Genomic DNA, 16,351 nt, shown 5'->3' with positions numbered 1-16,351 from the left:
GCGAGGAACCGCGCACCCCCGGAGTACCCGCACGGGAACAAGAACGCCCAGGTGGGGAACCCAAAGGGGCGCGGGGAACTGCGCACCCACGAACGACCCGCACAGGAACACGTACGTTCAGGTGGGGAACCCCAGCGCGGGGAACCGCGCATCCACCGGGCGACCCGCGCAGGAACAAGTGCGCCCACCTGGGGCGACCCAAGGGGCGCGGGGAACCGCGCATCCTGCGGGCGCCCGCACCGGGACAAGTGGGCCCGGCCGGGACGGCCTCAGGGGCGCGGGGAACTGCGCACCCACGGACGGGGGTGCGGGGACAAATGCGTCCAGGTGTCGGGACCTGGTTTCCGGCCAGGCATCCCGCACGGGAACATGTGCGGGACCGACCACACCCCGTAGCCCCGGCGGGGCTCACGCCTTCGTGGTCAGTGCCCCGGCCATCATCGCGAGCCGGGTGAACGACGCCGAGCCGGTGATCACGGTGGTCGCGTCGCCCTCCGTGAGGACGAGCGCGTCGTACCGCTCCCCCTCGTACTTCTCCCACACACGGCCGTCGATCGTCTGGGTCGCGTCCGTCTTGCGGGCCCCCCTGCTCGCCTGCTCGGCGAAGACCCGGGGCTTCTCGGTGGACTGCTCGATCGCGACGTACTTGCCGTCCGGCGACCGGAATCCCAGGTGCCAGCGGCTGGCCTCGGCGGAGCGGTAGCGCACGGAGGTCGGCTTCCACTCCTTGGAGAGCCCCTCGGGCGCGGCGATGGGGTACGGCGCGGCGCGACGGGCCGTGATGAGTTCGATGCGGTAGTCGATCGCCTTCACCGGGTCGCCGTCCTCGTCGTGCGGGAGGAACAGCCAGATGACTCCCGCGAAGAGGACCGTCACCCCCAGCGACAGCACCATGTTCCGTACGCTCTGCTTGCCGAGTCTGCCTGCCACGCGCACCATCGTCGCAGGTCCGCTTCCCGCCCCCGGCACCGGGCCCACGCCGGCGCCCGCCGAGGACCCCGCGGCCCGCGCGAGCGACGACCCCTCCGCCACCGGCCCGCGGCCACCCGCCCCCACCTGCGACGGGGTGGCCGCGCGGACTGCGGGGGCACCCTCCGCGCTCATCCGTGGGCCCCCCTGCTCATTCCGGTGACCTGCGGATAGAGTCGGAACACACCCTCATCCGGCCGTCGTCGTATCAGAAAGGTGCGTCTCGATGACCGAACATCATCAGTTGCCGACCGAACTCGAAGTCCCGTCGGAGGCCCCCGACCGCAACCTGGCCCTGGAGCTCGTCCGGGTGACCGAGGCCGCGGCCATGGCCGCGGGCCGCTGGGTCGGCCTCGGCGACAAGAACAGGGCCGACGGCGCGGCCGTGCGGGCCATGCGCACCCTCGTCTCCACCGTGTCGATGAACGGCGTCGTCGTCATCGGCGAGGGCGAGAAGGACGAAGCGCCCATGCTCTTCAACGGGGAGCGGGTCGGGGACGGCACCGGCGCGGAGTGCGACATCGCCGTCGACCCGATCGACGGGACCACCCTGACCGCCAAGGGCATGCCGAACGCGGTCGCGGTACTCGCGGCGGCCGACCGGGGCACCATGTTCGACCCGTCCGCCGTGTTCTACATGGACAAGCTCGTGACCGGCCCCGAAGCCGCCGACTACGTCGACATCGACGCCCCGGTCTCGGTCAACATCCGCCGGGTCGCGAAGGCCAAGCGCTCCTCCCCCGAGGACGTCACCGTCGTCATCCTCGACCGGCCCCGGCACGACGGGATCATCAGGGAGATCCGTGAGACGGGCGCCCGGATCAAGCTGATCTCCGACGGCGATGTCGCGGGCTCGGTGCTCGCCGTCCGCGAGGGCACCGGCGTCGATCTGCTGCTCGGGATCGGCGGCACCCCGGAGGGCATCATCTCCGCGTGTGCCATCAAGTGCCTCGGCGGCACGATCCAGGGCAAGCTCTGGCCCAAGGACGACGAGGAGCGGGAACGCGCCCTCGCCGCGGGCCATGACCTCGACCGGGTGCTCGCCACGAACGACCTGGTCTCCGGGGACAACGTCTTCTTCGTGGCGACCGGTATCACCGACGGCGAGCTGCTGCGCGGGGTGCGCTACCGCTCGGAGACGGCGACCACGTCGTCCCTGGTGATGCGCTCCAAGTCGGGCACGATCCGCCAGATCGACTCCGAGCACCGGCTGTCGAAGCTGCGCGCGTACAGCGCCATCGACTTCGACCGCGCGAAGTAGCCGGACGCCACCCGGCGGTCGCCCGGTTCCGGGCAGCCGTCGCCGGGTACGGCCACGGGGGCGCCCCGCTGTGCGGGTGGGCGTCCCCGTCGCCGTACCGGAGAAGGGTGTACGGGCGGGCGGTTCAGCCGGCCGCGGCGATCGGGTCGGCCACGTGGGCCGCCTTCTTCAGTTCGACGTCCCGCCTGCGGCGGCGCGCGAGGACCACCCGGCGCTCGGCGGCGGTGAGTCCGCCCCAGACCCCGTACGGCTCGGGCTGGAGCAGCGCGTGTTCACGGCATTCGATCATCACGGGGCAGCCCCCGCAGACCCGCTTGGCGGCTTCCTCCCGGGACAGCCGGGCCGCTGTGGGTTCCTTGGAGGGAGCGAAGAAGAGCCCGGCCTCGTCGCGGCGGCAGACCGCTTCCGTGTGCCATGGGGCGTCCTGATCCCGATCCTGTGTTGGTACCCGCTGTGGTGGGACGGCGGCTACCTGCAAGGACTGATGCGGCGGATGCAGCACGGTCTACTCCTGACGACGGCTTCGCAAGGGAGCGGCGATGCAGCAAGCCCTACCCGCTGTGCGCGTTCCTATGCACTGAGTCCCCATGCCCGAAGCTTCCCGTCCGGTCGCGGACCCGTCCCGCCAGGTGCCGGACAGGGTGCCGACCGGGCCGCTGAACTCCCCTCAGAACCGCAGGTACTTGCGCATCCGGTCGCTGGTGGCCGGGTTCGCCAGGGCGTTGGCGACCCGGCGGCCCTTGCGCGCCCTGGCCTCGATGTTGCCGAGGGCGGAGATCCCGTCGACGTAGACCACCGGCGCGTCCGGGTCGGGCGAATCGAGGCTGTCCACCTCGAAGTTGCCGAGCACACCGCCGCCGTTGCCGCGCAGCGAGATGTTCTCCGGGACGGTTATCTCGACATTGCCGAAGAGGCAGAACGCCTTGACGACGACCTGCCGGTGCTCGAAGACCGCCTCGCTCAGGTCGATCTCGACGCTGCCGAAGACCGCGTACGCGTGGGTGCGCCGGGAGACACGCCAGCGGCCCCGGCGGACACTGCTGCTGAACACCGCGACGAGGTTCTCGTCCGGCGCGGGCGGCACGGCCCCGGAGTCCGGGCGGTTGGGGGCGGGGTGCGCGGGCCGGACGTGCGGATGTCCGGCGCCGTCCGGGGAGGGCAGGTCCCGTACGTACGGTTCGAGTTCGGTGACGGTCTTGGCGCGGTACACGCCCTCGACCCGCTCGGCGTGCTCGTCGGAGGTGATCCGCCCCTCGCCCAGCGCGTCACGGAGGATGTCGGCGATCCGGTCCCGGTCGGCGTCCGAGGCGCGGAGCTCCACGGGCGGCGTATCGGCGGTCGGTTCCTGGCGGCGCTTTTCGAGGTCCACGGCCTCAGATTACCCAGACGCGATAGATCGCGACTAGGGGGCCGCGCCGGTCGGATGCCCCGGCGCACGACCACTTCGGCCGAACCCGCCGACAGCCCCGTCCCCGTACGGCATGCTGTCCGGCACCCCGGCACCCCGTACGGAGTCCGGGCGCGTCCCGTACGGCGTCCGGCGGCGGGTCCTTGAGCCGAAAGCCACGGTCAGACAGACGCACCGACCCCCACCACGGTTGTCCGGGGCCCCGGATTACGCTGTAGGGTGCGCCGCCGACGGAGGTGCGCCGCTTGTCTTTTAGTGAGGAATAGGCGTTATGCCAGAGTTTGCGTACTCCGATCTGCTCCCGCTGGGAGCGGACACCACGCCGTACCGCCTGGTGACCGCCGAAGGTGTCTCCACCTTCGAGGCGGACGGGCGCACCTTCCTCAAGGTCGACCCGGAGGCGCTGCGCAAGCTGGCCGCCGAGGCGATCCACGACATCCAGCACTATCTGCGGCCCGCGCACCTGGCCCAGCTGCGCCGGATCATCGACGACCCGGCGGCCTCCGGCAACGACAAGTTCGTCGCGCTGGACCTGCTCAAGAACGCGAACATCGCCGCCGCGGGCGTGCTGCCCATGTGCCAGGACACGGGCACCGCGATCGTCATGGGCAAGCGCGGCCAGCAGGTCCTCACCGAGGGCGGCGACGAGGAAGCCCTGTCGCGCGGGATCTACGACGCGTACACCGAGCTCAATCTGCGCTACTCCCAGATGGCCCCGCTGACCATGTGGGAGGAGAAGAACACCGGCTCCAACCTGCCCGCGCAGATCGAGCTGTACGCGACCGACGGCGGCGCCTACAAGTTCCTCTTCATGGCCAAGGGCGGCGGCTCGGCCAACAAGTCCTTCCTCTACCAGGAGACCAAGGCCGTCCTCAACGAGACCTCGATGATGAGGTTCCTGGAGGAGAAGATCCGTTCGCTCGGCACGGCCGCCTGCCCGCCGTACCACCTGGCGATCGTCGTCGGCGGCACCTCCGCCGAGTTCGCGCTCAAGACCGCCAAGTACGCCTCCGCGCACTACCTGGACGAGCTGCCCGCCGAGGGTTCACCGCTCGGCCACGGCTTCCGGGACAAGGAGCTGGAGGAGAAGGTCTTCGAGCTCACCCAGCGGATCGGGATCGGCGCGCAGTTCGGCGGCAAGTACTTCTGCCATGACGTCCGGGTGGTACGGCTGCCCCGGCACGGCGCGTCGCTGCCCGTCGCCATCGCCGTGTCCTGCTCCGCCGACCGGCAGGCCGTCGCGAAGATCACCGCCGAGGGCGTGTTCCTGGAGCAGCTGGAGACCGACCCGGCCCGCTTCCTGCCCGACACCACCGACGACCACCTCGACGAGTCCGGCGACGTGGTCCGGATCGACCTCAACCAGCCCATGGACGACATCCTCGCCGCGCTGAGCGAGCACCCGGTCAAGACCCGGCTGTCGCTGTCCGGTCCGCTGGTCGTCGCCCGTGACATCGCCCACGCCAAGATCAAGGAACGTCTCGACGCGGGCGAGGACATGCCGCAGTACCTCAAGGACCACCCGGTCTACTACGCGGGCCCGGCCAAGACCCCCGAGGGCTACGCCTCCGGTTCCTTCGGCCCGACCACCGCCGGCCGGATGGACAGCTATGTCGAGCAGTTCCAGGCGGCGGGCGGCTCCAAGGTGATGCTCGCCAAGGGCAACCGCTCCCAGCAGGTCACCGACGCGTGCGGCACGCACGGCGGCTTCTACCTCGGCTCCATCGGCGGCCCCGCCGCCCGCCTCGCCCAGGACTGCATCAAGAAGGTCGAGGTCGTGGAGTACGAGGAGCTGGGCATGGAGGCCGTCTGGCGGATCGAGGTCGAGGACTTCCCGGCGTTCATCGTCGTCGACGACAAGGGCAACGACTTCTTCAAGGACCCGGCCCCCGCGCCGACCTTCACGAGCATCCCGGTACGGGGCCCCGGCCTCGGCTGAGCCGCCGCACGGGGGAGCGCCGTCTCCCCCGCCCGGGGCATCTCCGGTGTTCGCCGGCGGTCGGGGGGCAGGGGAATAGCGGGAACAGGACAACCGCTCACCCTTGCGGGAACTCTGACCGACCGGCTCTGGAGGTAGTACCACGATGGCGAGCGCGCACGACGGCGACAAGGGCACGACCAGCGGTGACGACGGCGGGTACCGCGTCGAACACGACTCCATGGGCGAGGTGCGGGTCCCCTCCGGCGCGAAGTGGCGGGCGCAGACCCAGCGGGCCGTGGAGAACTTCCCCATCTCGGGGCAGCGGCTGGAACGCGCCCATATCGAGGCGCTGGCCCGGATCAAGGCCGCCGCGGCGAAGGTCAACGCGGACCTCGGGGTCCTGGAGCGGGACACCGCCGACGCGATCGTGGCCGCCGCGGCGGAGGTCGCCGAGGGCCGCTGGGACGACCAGTTCCCCGTCGATGTGTTCCAGACCGGGTCGGGCACCTCGTCCAACATGAACACCAACGAGGTGCTGGCGACCCTCGCGAGCGAGCGGCTCGGCCGGTCCGTCCATCCGAACGACCATGTGAACGCCTCGCAGTCGTCGAACGACGTGTTCCCGTCCTCGATCCATATCGCCGCCACCGCGGCCGTCACCCGGGACCTGATCCCCGCGCTCGACCATCTCGCCGCCGCGCTGGAGCGCAAGGCGGAGGAGTTCGCGGATGTCGTGAAGTCGGGCCGGACCCACCTCATGGACGCCACCCCCGTCACCCTCGGCCAGGAGTTCGCCGGGTACGCGGCCCAGGTCCGCTACGGCGTGGAGCGGCTGCGGGCCTCGCTGCCGAGGCTGGCGGAGCTGCCGCTGGGCGGTACGGCCGTCGGTACCGGGATCAACACCCCGCCCGGGTTCTCGGCCGCGGTGATCTCCGAGGTCGCCGCCGCGACCGGGCTGCCGCTGACGGAGGCCCGGGACCACTTCGAGGCGCAGGGCGCGCGGGACGGGATCGTCGAGACCAGCGGACAGCTGAAGACCGTCGCGGTGGGGCTGACGAAGATCTCCAACGATCTGCGCTGGATGGCCAGCGGGCCCCGGACCGGGCTCGCGGAGATCGTCCTGCCCGATCTCCAGCCCGGGTCGTCGATCATGCCCGGCAAGGTGAACCCGGTGGTCCCCGAGGCGGTGCTGATGGTCGCCGCGCAGGTCATCGGCAACGACACGGCGATCACCGTGGCCGGGGCGTCCGGGAACTTCGAGCTGAACGTGATGCTGCCGGTCATCGCGAAGAACGTGCTGGAGTCCGTGCGGCTGCTGGCCAACGCGGGGCGGCTGCTCGCCGACCGGACGGTCGACGGGATCGTCGCGGACCGGGAGCGGGCGCTGGAGTACGCGGAGTCCTCGCCGTCCGTGGTGACCCCGCTGAACAAGTACCTCGGGTACGAGGAGGCGGCGAAGGTGGCGAAGCGGGCGCTGGCCGCGCGGCGGACGATTCGTGAGGTGGTGCTGGAGGGGGGGTATGTCGAGCGGGGCGTTCTCACGCTCGACCAGTTGGACGCCGCGCTGGACGTCCTCCGCATGACCCGCCCCTGACCCCACCCGACCCCTACCCGGGCCCGCCCCTGCGGTTGCCCGCGCCGGACGCACTCGTTCCTGTGCGGGTCGCTTGGTGGGTGCCTCGCGCCCCTGGGTTGTCCCGGGTGGACGCACTCGTTCCTGTGCTGGTCGCTCGTGGGGTGCGCAGTTCCCCGCGCCCCTGGGTCTGCCCGGTGGGCGTACGTGTTCCCGTGCGGGTCGCCCGTGGGATGCGCGGTTCCTCGCGCCCCTGGGGTTCCCCACCTGGACGTACTTGTTCCCGTGCAGGTACTCCGGGGGTGCGCAGTTCCCCGCGCCCCTGGGTCTGTCCGGGTGGGCGCACTTATTCCCTGTGCCGTCACTCGGTGGGTGCGCAGTTCCCCGCGCCCCTGGGTTTGTCCGGCTGGGCGTACTTGTTCCCGTGCGGGTACTCCGGGGGTGCGCAGTTCCCCGCGCCCCTGGGTTTGTCCGGGTGAGCGAAATTGTTCCTGTGCGGGTCGCTTGTGGAGTGCGCAGTTCCCCGCGCCCCTGGGGTCGCCTGTGCTGGGCGGACTCATTCCTGTGCCGTCGCTCGGTGGGTGCGCGGTTCCTCGTGCCCCTGGGGGTGCCGCCTGGTCCGGGCGGTCGGGTGCGGGCGGCACCTGACCGGCGACGGATCGAGAGCCCCGAAAGGGGCGCGGGGAACTGCGCGAAGACGAGGGCAGCCCCGCACCCGAAGAGCAACGGATCGGGGCAGCATCCAGGGGCGCGGGGAACGGCGCAAAACCACGGAGTACCTGCACGGGGAACAAGTACGTCCCCCGGGCAGACCCAGGGGCGCGAGGAACCGCGCACCCCACGAGCGACCCGCACAGGAACAGGTACGCCCGGCACAGGAAACCCAGGGGCGCGGGGAACTGCGCACCCACCGAGCGACGGCACGGGAACAAGTACGTCCAGGTGGGGAACCCTAGGGGCGCGAGGAACCGCGCACCCCACGAGCGACCCGCACAGGAACAGGTACGCCCGGCACAGGAAACCCAGGGGCGCGGGGAACTGCGCACCCACCGGGTGACGGCACGGGAACAAGTACGTCCAGGTGGGGAACCCTAAGGGGCGCGGGGAACCGCGCATCCCACGGGCGACCCGCACAGGAACAAGTACGACCACCCGGGCAGACCCAGGGGCGCGGGAACGGGCGGGTGCGCGCGGGCGTACCTGGGGCGCGGGCCAACCGGACGTGTGCGCCGGGGCGGGGCGGGACGTGGGGCTCGGGCCTCCCCGGACGGGGGTTCGTGGGGGATTTCCCGCGCGCCGCGCGAGGGCGGCTCCTAGTATCTGGGCATGGCAGGCGAGAACGAGGTGCGTGGGCGGGGGGAGCCGTGGCGTGCGGGGACCCGGATCCTGTGGCGGTACCGGGCGAACGGCGGGGACGGTTTCCACATCTGCCGGCCGGTCACCGTCGTCCAGGACACCCCCGACCTGCTGGCCGCGTGGATGGCCCCCGGCACGGAATGCGTCCGTCCGGTGCTCACCGACGGCACCCCCCTGCACGCGGAACCGCTGGCCACCCGCTACACCAAGCCCCGTACCGTCCGCCGGGACCACTGGTCGGGCGCCGGGGTGCTGAAGCTGGCCCGGCCCGGGGAACCCTGGTCGGTGTGGCTGTTCTGGTACCCCGACTGGCGGTTCAAGAACTGGTACGTGAATCTGGAGGAGCCACGGGTCCGCTGGGACGGCGGGGTGGATTCGGAGGACCATTTCCTGGACATCTCCGTACGCCCCGACCGAAGCTGGCAGTGGCACGACGAGGACGAGTTCGCGCAGGCACAGCGGGCCGGGCTGATGGGCCCGCGGCAGGCGCGCCGGGTGAGGGAGGCGGGAGACGCGGCGGTCGAGGTGATCAGGAGCTGGGGTCCGCCGTTCGCGGACGGCTGGCCCGGCTGGCGGCCCGATCCGGCATGGCCGATTCCGGCCTTGCCGGACAACTGGGATCGCACCCCCGCGCAAGTGTCCTCATGAGACCCTTGATGTGCCCCCATGGTTCAAACGTAGGATCGTCCTCCGCAAGGGCGCACAGCAGCAACTCCTTGGGCTTGCGCGAGGGCTGACAGGATGTCATCGAGGGGTGGCCAGAGCGTGAGCGAGCGCGACGAGGCGTACGACGGGTTCGGCGATGCCGCACCCGACCGCACAGGTCAGGCCGAGGCGTTCGACGCCATCGGTGGACGGTACGACGACGCGTTCCCCCATAAGGAGGGGCAGGTCACCGCGGTGGGACGGCTGCTGGCCGAGCTGCCGGACAAGGCGCGCGTCCTGGACGTGGGCTGCGGCACCGGCGTGCCGACGGCCCGCCAGCTGGTGGACGCGGGACACTCCGTGACCGGGGTGGACCTCTCCGAGGGGATGCTGGAGCTCGCGAGGGCCCATGTCCCGGAGGCCGAGTTCCTGCACCGGGACCTGGCCTCGCTGCGCGTCGAGGGGCCGGGCGGACTGGGCCGCTTCGACGGGATCACCTGCTTCTTCACACTGCTGATGCTGCCCCGCGCCGAAATACCCTATGCGCTGAGGCAGTTCCACCGGCTCCTCAAGCCGGACGGTGTCCTGGCGCTGTCGATGGTCGAGGCCGACCTCGACGACGCCGAGATCCCGTTCATGAGCCACTACATCCGCGTGTCCGGCTTCCTGCGCGACGAGCTGCGCGAGGTGGTGCGGGAGGCGGGCTTCGAGATCACCGCGGAGGAGCTGCACTCGTACGCGCCCGCCAGGGCGGACGCACCACCCGAGCACCAACTGTTCCTCAACTGCCGACGCACCTGATCACCGTGTGCCGCGCGGTTCCACCCGGCACCCGCCAGGTGACCGCTTGACCGCGTGGCGCGCAGCCCCGGACGGACGGATTCGACACGCGTGACGGAGCATCCACTGCCCTCAGAGGGCCGCCAGTACGGTACGGCCGGTCCTCCCGCCCCCGTGGACCCCCGCGGGGCACTGCTGCGTGCCCAGGCGTCGCCGGACCCGAGCGTTCCGGGGACGGCGTCCGCGATGCCGTCCCAGCCCCGCTCCGGCGGGGCCCGCGGCGGCGCGGACCCCGAACCCGCCTCCGGCGCGGAACACGCCCAGCCGAGCCCCGAGGGGTCCGGCGGGCGGGTCCGGTCCGGGCCCCGCCCCGACCCCGGCGGGGTGCCCGCCGAGGAAGGCCCGGCGCGGCACGACGGCGCCCGCGCGGAGCCGCAGACCACCCGCAGCGACCCGGAGGGCCCCACGGAACACGGTGAGAGCGTGCCGCGCGACCCGAAGGACGCGGCGGCCCCCGGGCCGCCCGGTGGGGTGGAGCGCCGGGGCGGCGCGCCGTCCGGCGGGCCCGCCGGGGTGACGCATATGCGGCGGGACGGTGACCGGCTGCGGTTCGTGGGCGCGGCGACCCGGCGGATCGCCCGCGGGCTGGACCTGGACGAGATCGTGATGGGGCTGTGCCGGGCGACCGTGCCGACCTTCTCCGACGCGATCCTGGTCTATCTGCGGGACCCGCTGCCCGTGGGTGACGAGCGGCCGACCGGCCCGGTGGTGCTGCGGCTGCGCCGGACCGACCGTATCCCCGAGGACCGGGACACCGAGGCGGGCACCCTGCCCGCCATCCAGCTCGACCTGGAGGCCACCGGGACCACCGAGCTGTGCACCGTACGGCCGGGCGGGGCGCTCGCCGAGGTGCTGCGCGGGGTGCGGCCGGTGTTCGCGGACGCCGCGCAGGACGCGCTGCCCGAGCTGCTCGGTGAGGCCCGTACCGTGCCGAACGGCCGGCACACGATCCTCGCGCCGCTGCGCGGACGCCGCCGGGTGATCGGCGCGGCGATCTTCCTGCGCCGCCCCGACCGTCCCGCGTTCGACTCCGAGGACCTGCTGGTGGCGGCGCAGCTCGCCACGCGCACAGCGCGCTCGGTATCGACAAGGCGGTGCTGTACGGGCGGGAGGCGTACATCGCGGACGAGCTCCAGCGGACGATGCTGCCGGAGACCCTGCCCCGGCCGACGGGGGTGCGGCTCGCGTCGCGCTATCTCCCGGCCGCGGAGACGGCCCGGGTGGGCGGTGACTGGTACGACGCGATCCCGCTGCCCGGCAGCCGGGTCGCGCTGGTCGTCGGTGATGTGATGGGTCACTCCATGACATCGGCGGCGATCATGGGGCAGCTGCGGACGACCGCACAGACCCTGGCGGGTCTGGATCTGCCGCCGCAGGAGGTGCTGCACCATCTGGACGAACAGGCGCAGCGGCTCGGGCACGACCGGATGGCGACGTGTCTCTACGCGGTGTACGACCCGGTATCGCACCGGATCACGATCGCCAACGCGGGCCATCCGCCGCCGGTGCTGCTGCATCTGGGCGGGAAGGCCGAGGTGCTGCGGGTGCCCGCCGGTGCGCCGATCGGGGTGGGCGGGGTCGACTTCGAGGCGGTGGAGCTGGACGCGCCGGCCGGGGCGACGCTGCTGCTGTACACGGACGGGCTGGTGGAGTCGCGGCTGCGGGACGTGGTCGCGGGCATCGAGCAGCTGCGGGCCCGGCTGGAGGCGACCGCGCAGCTCACGGGTCCCGATCACGCGCCGCCGCTGGAAGCGCTGTGCGACGAGGTCCTGGACATGCTGGGGCCCGGGGACCGCGACGACGACATCGCGCTGCTGGCGGCCCGTTTCGACGGGATCGCGCCGAGCGACGTGGCGTACTGGTTCCTCGAACCGGAGGACCGGGCGCCCAGCCGGGCCCGGCGCCTCGCCCGGGGCGCCCTGAAGCGGTGGGGCCTGGAGGATCTGTCGGACTCGGTGGAGCTGCTGGTCAGTGAGGTGGTGACGAACGCGGTGCGGTACGCGTCGCGGCCGGTGACGCTGCGGCTGCTGCGCACCGATGTGCTGCGCTGCGAGGTCGGTGACGACGTACCGCAGCTGCCCCGGCTGCGGCAGGCGCGGGCGACCGACGAGGGCGGCCGTGGGCTGTACCTGGTGAACAAGCTGGCGCGGCGGTGGGGCGCGACCCGGCTGAGTACGGGCAAGGTCGTGTGGTTCGAGCTGGCGCGGAACCAGTCCCCGCCCGGCTGACCGCCGGTCCCGTGGCCGTGGGAGGGGTCCCACGGCCACGGGAGCCCTCCCACCGCCGGAGCGTGGCCAAATGCCACCGCCGGAGCGTGGCCAAATGTTGCCGACAGCCCGTCGGCGGAGTTGACTGGCGTGGTGGACGAAGCGCCCACACCCCGGGGGACATCCCCCCGTGTCCCCCGGCACCCTCACGCATGGGAGGACGCTCGTGACCGAGGCACCGAAACCCGCCCCGTACACGACGAACAACGCCGGCATCCCCGTCGAGAGCGACGAGCACTCGCTGACCGTGGGCCCGGACGGCCCGGTACTGCTCCAGGACCACTATCTGATCGAGAAGATGGCCCAGTTCAACCGGGAGCGGGTCCCGGAGCGGGTCGTGCACGCCAAGGGCAGCGGCGCGTACGGGTTCTTCGAGGTCACCAATGACGTCAGCCAGTTCACCAAGGCCGATCTGTTCCAGCCGGGCAGGCGGACGGAGATGCTGGCGCGGTTCTCCACGGTCGCCGGTGAGCAGGGCTCGCCCGACACCTGGCGCGACCCCCGGGGCTTCGCGCTGAAGTTCTACACCGAGCACGGCAACTACGACCTGGTCGGCAACAACACGCCGGTGTTCTTCGTGCGGGACTCGCAGAAGTTCCAGGACTTCATCCGCTCGCAGAAACGCCATCCGCGGACCGGGCTGCGCAACAACGACATGCAGTGGGACTTCTGGACGCTCTCCCCGGAGACGGCCCACCAGGTCACCTGGCTGATGGGCGACCGGGGCATCCCGAAGACGTACCGCCACATGAACGGCTACAGCTCGCACACGTACATGTGGGTGAACGGCGGCGGGGAACGGTTCTGGGTCAAGTACCACATGAAGACCGACCAGGGCATCGACTTCCTGACCCAGGAGGAGGCCGACGAGCTGGCGGGCACCGACGCGGACAAGCACCGCCGGGACCTGTACGAGTCGATCGAGTCCGGTGACGCGCCGTCGTGGACGATGCACGTCCAGATCATGCCGTTCGAGGACGCGGCGGACTACCGCTTCAACCCGTTCGACCTGACCAAGGTGTGGCCGCACGGCGACTACCCGCTGATCGAGGTCGGCCGGATGACGCTGGACCGCAACCCGGAGGACTACTTCGTCCATATCGAGCAGGCCGCGTTCGAGCCGTCGAACATGGTGCCCGGGATCGGTCCGTCGCCCGACAAGATGCTGCTCGGCCGGCTCTTCTCGTACCCGGACACCCACCGGTACCGGATCGGCCCGAACTACGCGCAGCTCCCGCCGAACCGGCCGCACTCGCCGGTCGCCTCGTACGCGAAGGACGGTCCGATGCGTTACGAGCCCGCCCGGGTGGGCGCGGTGTACGCGCCCAACTCGTACGGCGGTCCGGCGGCGGACACGGAGCGGTTCGGGGAGGTCGCGGGCTGGGCGTCGGCCGGGGAGATGGTCCGGGAGGCGTACGCGCTGCACCGCGAGGACGACGACTGGGGCCAGGCGGGCACGATGGTCCGTGAGGTGCTGGACGACGCGGCCCGGGACCGGCTGGTGTCGAACATCAGCGGGCATCTGAAGGCCGGGGTGAGCCGTCCGGTGCTGGACCGGGCGATCCAGTACTGGCGCAATGTCGACAAGGACCTGGGCGACCGGGTCGCGGCCAACGTCAACGGCGGCTGACGGACCCACCGCCGCGCGAACCCCCTCGGCAGGAGGGACAGCAAGGCGCCCGGTCCCGTGTCCGGTGTTCCGGTACGGGTCCGGGCGCTCTGGCGTGCGCGTACGGCCGGGGCTCAGCCCTCGTCGGCGGCGGTGCCGGGTTCGGCGGGCTCCTCCGGGGACTGGCTGGTGGTGGGGGGCGGGCTGGTCGTGGTGGAGGGGGGGCCCGGCGATTCCCCGCCCGGTTCCTCCGGCTCGGTCCCCGGGTCGGTGCTGGGGCTGGTCGGCGGCGCGCTGCTGCTGGACCGCGCGGGCTCCTCCGGCTCCTGGCTGGTCTCGGTCTCCGGCTCTTCCTCCTCCTGCGTCCGCGAGGGCGCCGGAGTGGTCGGCGGCTGCGACGAGGGGGTCTCGCTGGGCTCGGCGGGCGGGGAGAACGCCTGCTCCTGCTCGATGTCCAGGTCGAACTCGGACGGCTTGCCGATCGCGCCGAAGGTGTAGTCGGCCCAGATCCGGGCGGGGAAGCCGCCGCCGCTGATCCGGCCGCCGCCGGTGGCGCCCTTGAGGCTGGTCTGCGAGCCGCGGGCGACCTTGTCGCCGTTCTTGTCCTCGCGGTCCTTGGGCACCTCGCCGAAGAGGCCGACCGAGGTGACGAGGTCCGGGGTGTAGCCGGTGAACCACGCGGAGCGGTTCTCGTCGGAGGTGCCGGTCTTGCCCGCCACGTCCTGGTCGGGGTCGCGCACGGCGCTGCCGGTGCCGTCGTCGACCACTCCGGTGAGGACCGAGGTGACGGCGTCGGCGGTGGTGCGCTTGACGACCTGGCCGCCGACCGGGTCGGGGAGGTCGACCGTGCGGTCCTTGTGGGTCGCGGACCTCAGCACCGCCGGGGTGACCTTCTTGCCGTGGTTGTCGAGGGTCGCGTAGACCCCGGCCATCTCCAGCGGGCTGGCGCCCATGGTGCCGAGTGTCTGCGCGGGCACCGCCTCAAGACCCTTGACGTCCATCCCGAGGACGCCCGCCATCCGCATCACCTCGGGCATCCCGACATCGACGCCCATCTGCGCGAAGACGGAGTTGACCGACTTGTTCATCGCCTTCTGCACGGTGACGTCGCCGTAGTCGACATCGTCCTCGTTGGGCGGTGCGAAGCCGATGTCGCTGCCCACCACGGGGCGCTTGCTGTCGCCGTCGTAGACGGTGTTCGCGGTGATCGGGTCGCCGTCCTGGGTCTCGGCGTCCTTCTCCAGCGCGGCGGCGTAGATCAGCGGCTTGAACGTCGAGGCGGGCTGGTAGTCCCGGCGGGTCGCGTTGTTGGTGAAGTGCTTGAAGTAGTCCACGCCGCCGTACATCGCGACGACCGCGCCGCTCTTCGGGTCCACGGACGCGGCGCCCGCCTGGACGTCCCCGTCCACGGGCCGCTTCTTGGGATCGAGCTTGCTGGTGAGCTGCGTCTTGACGGCCTTCTCCAGCAGCTCCTGCTTCTTCTTGTCGATGTTCAGCGTGAAGGTCCAGCCACCCGCCTGGACCTGCGACTCGGCCTGCGACTGGGTCAGCCCCTCGGCGACGAAGCGCTTCTCCAGCTCGGCGTCGGCGGCCTGCACCAGATATCCGGTCTGGCCGCTCTGACCGGGCGCGGGACGCGGCTCCTCCGGCACGGGGAACTTCTGCTTCTCGCGCTCCGCCGCGTCCAGCCAGCCCTTCTCGACCATGTTGTCCAGGGTCTTGTTCCAGCGGAAGGAGACCAGTCCCTTGCCCCGCTTCGAGGCGGTGGCCCAGTCGTACGAGCTGGGGGCCTGGAGCAGGGAGGCGAGATACGCGCCCTGGGCGACGGTGAGGTCCTTGGCGTCGACGCGGTAGTACGCCTGGGCGGCGGCCTGGATGCCGTGCGCGCCGCGACCGTAGTAGCTGGTGTTGATGTACCCGGCGAGGATGTACTCCTTGGAGCGCTCCCGGTCGACCTTCAGCGAGATGACCAGTTCGTTCAGCTTGCGCGTGACGGTCTGTTCCTGCGTCAGGTAGTAGTTCTTGACGTACTGCTGGGTGATCGTGGAGCCGCCCTGCTTGCCCTTGCCGGACAGGGTGTTGAGCACACCCCGGGCGGTGCCCTTCAGATCGACGCCCTTGTCGTTGTAGAACGACTTGTTCTCGATCGCGACGAAGGTCCGCTGCACATCCTGCGGGACCTGCTCCAGATCCACGATCTCGCGGTTCACCTCACCGGTGCGGGCGAGGATCGTGCCGTCCCGGTACTTGTAGACGTTGCTCTGCTTCTTGGCCTGGGCGTTGCCCTCGGGGACGTCGACCACGAGGTAGAGCACGACGAAGGCGGCCATGCCCAGCAGGATGAATCCGAAGAACGTGCCGAGCAGCTTCCGCCAGGTGAGGAACCGGCGTATGCCGGTGCGTCCGCCCCGGGCCGGGCGCCCGCGCCGCGTACGCCGCCCGGCGCGCTGGCGCGCCCGTCGTTCCTCCGCTCGCCCCATGGGTCCGCTCGCTCCGCTTCTC

10 protein-coding genes and 1 pseudogene are annotated in these 16,351 nt (G+C 71.4%); 7 read left to right on the top strand and 4 right to left on the bottom strand.

Translation table 11 applies throughout. The features are described 5' to 3' along the window. Positions 1 to 408: 408 nt before the first annotated feature. The gene (locus AB852_RS06800) at positions 409 to 930 is read right to left on the bottom strand and encodes a DUF4245 domain-containing protein (RefSeq protein ID WP_073785558.1); all 522 of its coding nucleotides are present in this window, start codon (positions 928 to 930) and stop codon (positions 409 to 411) included. A gap of 265 nt (positions 931 to 1,195) precedes the next feature. Between AB852_RS06800 and glpX the strand changes: the two genes are divergently transcribed. Continuing rightward, positions 1,196 to 2,230: a class II fructose-bisphosphatase gene (gene glpX, locus AB852_RS06795; RefSeq protein WP_073784532.1), complete on the top strand. Its 1,035-nt coding sequence runs from the start codon at positions 1,196 to 1,198 to the stop codon at positions 2,228 to 2,230. A gap of 124 nt (positions 2,231 to 2,354) precedes the next feature. Here glpX and AB852_RS06790 read toward each other — a convergent pair whose 3' ends face one another. Both AB852_RS06790 and AB852_RS06785 read right to left on the bottom strand, forming a co-directional pair. Then, the gene (locus tag AB852_RS06790) at positions 2,355 to 2,732 is read right to left on the bottom strand and encodes a WhiB family transcriptional regulator (RefSeq protein WP_073784530.1); all 378 of its coding nucleotides are present in this window, start codon (positions 2,730 to 2,732) and stop codon (positions 2,355 to 2,357) included. A 165-nt stretch (positions 2,733 to 2,897) separates the two neighbouring features. Beyond that, positions 2,898 to 3,599, bottom strand: coding sequence for a DUF1707 SHOCT-like domain-containing protein (locus AB852_RS06785; protein WP_073784528.1), 702 nt, complete (start codon positions 3,597 to 3,599; stop codon positions 2,898 to 2,900). A 310-nt stretch (positions 3,600 to 3,909) separates the two neighbouring features. Between AB852_RS06785 and AB852_RS06780 the strand changes: the two genes are divergently transcribed. The 6 genes and pseudogenes from AB852_RS06780 (at position 3,910) to AB852_RS06755 (ending at position 13,870) form a co-directional block, all read left to right on the top strand. Beyond that, positions 3,910 to 5,577: a fumarate hydratase gene (locus AB852_RS06780; RefSeq protein ID WP_073784526.1), complete on the top strand. Its 1,668-nt coding sequence runs from the start codon at positions 3,910 to 3,912 to the stop codon at positions 5,575 to 5,577. 145 nt (positions 5,578 to 5,722) lie between these two features. After that, positions 5,723 to 7,153: a class II fumarate hydratase gene (locus AB852_RS06775; RefSeq protein WP_073784524.1), complete on the top strand. Its 1,431-nt coding sequence runs from the start codon at positions 5,723 to 5,725 to the stop codon at positions 7,151 to 7,153. A 1,305-nt stretch (positions 7,154 to 8,458) separates the two neighbouring features. Then, the gene (fomD, locus tag AB852_RS06770) at positions 8,459 to 9,136 is read left to right on the top strand and encodes a cytidylyl-2-hydroxypropylphosphonate hydrolase (protein ID WP_073784522.1); all 678 of its coding nucleotides are present in this window, start codon (positions 8,459 to 8,461) and stop codon (positions 9,134 to 9,136) included. A gap of 93 nt (positions 9,137 to 9,229) precedes the next feature. After that, the gene (locus AB852_RS06765) at positions 9,230 to 9,934 is read left to right on the top strand and encodes a class I SAM-dependent DNA methyltransferase (protein WP_073784520.1); all 705 of its coding nucleotides are present in this window, start codon (positions 9,230 to 9,232) and stop codon (positions 9,932 to 9,934) included. A 90-nt stretch (positions 9,935 to 10,024) separates the two neighbouring features. Further along, positions 10,025 to 12,201: pseudogene (locus tag AB852_RS06760) on the top strand (ATP-binding SpoIIE family protein phosphatase). 205 nt (positions 12,202 to 12,406) lie between these two features. After that, on the top strand, positions 12,407 to 13,870 hold the full coding sequence (locus tag AB852_RS06755) for a catalase (RefSeq protein WP_073784518.1): 1,464 nt from the start codon (positions 12,407 to 12,409) through the stop codon (positions 13,868 to 13,870). 113 nt (positions 13,871 to 13,983) lie between these two features. Here the strand turns inward: AB852_RS06755 and AB852_RS06750 are convergent, their stop codons facing one another. After that, positions 13,984 to 16,329, bottom strand: a complete 2,346-nt coding sequence (locus tag AB852_RS06750; RefSeq protein ID WP_073784516.1) for a transglycosylase domain-containing protein — start codon at positions 16,327 to 16,329, stop codon at positions 13,984 to 13,986. Between the last annotated feature and the right edge of the window lie 22 nt (positions 16,330 to 16,351).

The organism is Streptomyces uncialis, from assembly GCF_001905345.1.
GTDB lineage: Bacteria > Actinomycetota > Actinomycetes > Streptomycetales > Streptomycetaceae > Streptomyces > Streptomyces uncialis.
The sequence above is the reverse complement of the archived record's forward strand: the minus strand, read 5'-3'. Positions and strand labels throughout refer to the sequence as shown.

Coding starts and splice junctions, on each gene's coding strand:
- AB852_RS06750 (WP_073784516.1), bottom strand. CDS start 16,329: ATGGGGCGAGCGGAGGAACGACGGGCGCGCCAGCGCGCCGGGCGGCGT.
- glpX (WP_073784532.1), top strand. CDS start 1,196: ATGACCGAACATCATCAGTTGCCGACCGAACTCGAAGTCCCGTCGGAG.
- AB852_RS06765 (WP_073784520.1), top strand. CDS start 9,230: ATGTCATCGAGGGGTGGCCAGAGCGTGAGCGAGCGCGACGAGGCGTAC.
- fomD (WP_073784522.1), top strand. CDS start 8,459: ATGGCAGGCGAGAACGAGGTGCGTGGGCGGGGGGAGCCGTGGCGTGCG.
- AB852_RS06780 (WP_073784526.1), top strand. CDS start 3,910: ATGCCAGAGTTTGCGTACTCCGATCTGCTCCCGCTGGGAGCGGACACC.
- AB852_RS06775 (WP_073784524.1), top strand. CDS start 5,723: ATGGCGAGCGCGCACGACGGCGACAAGGGCACGACCAGCGGTGACGAC.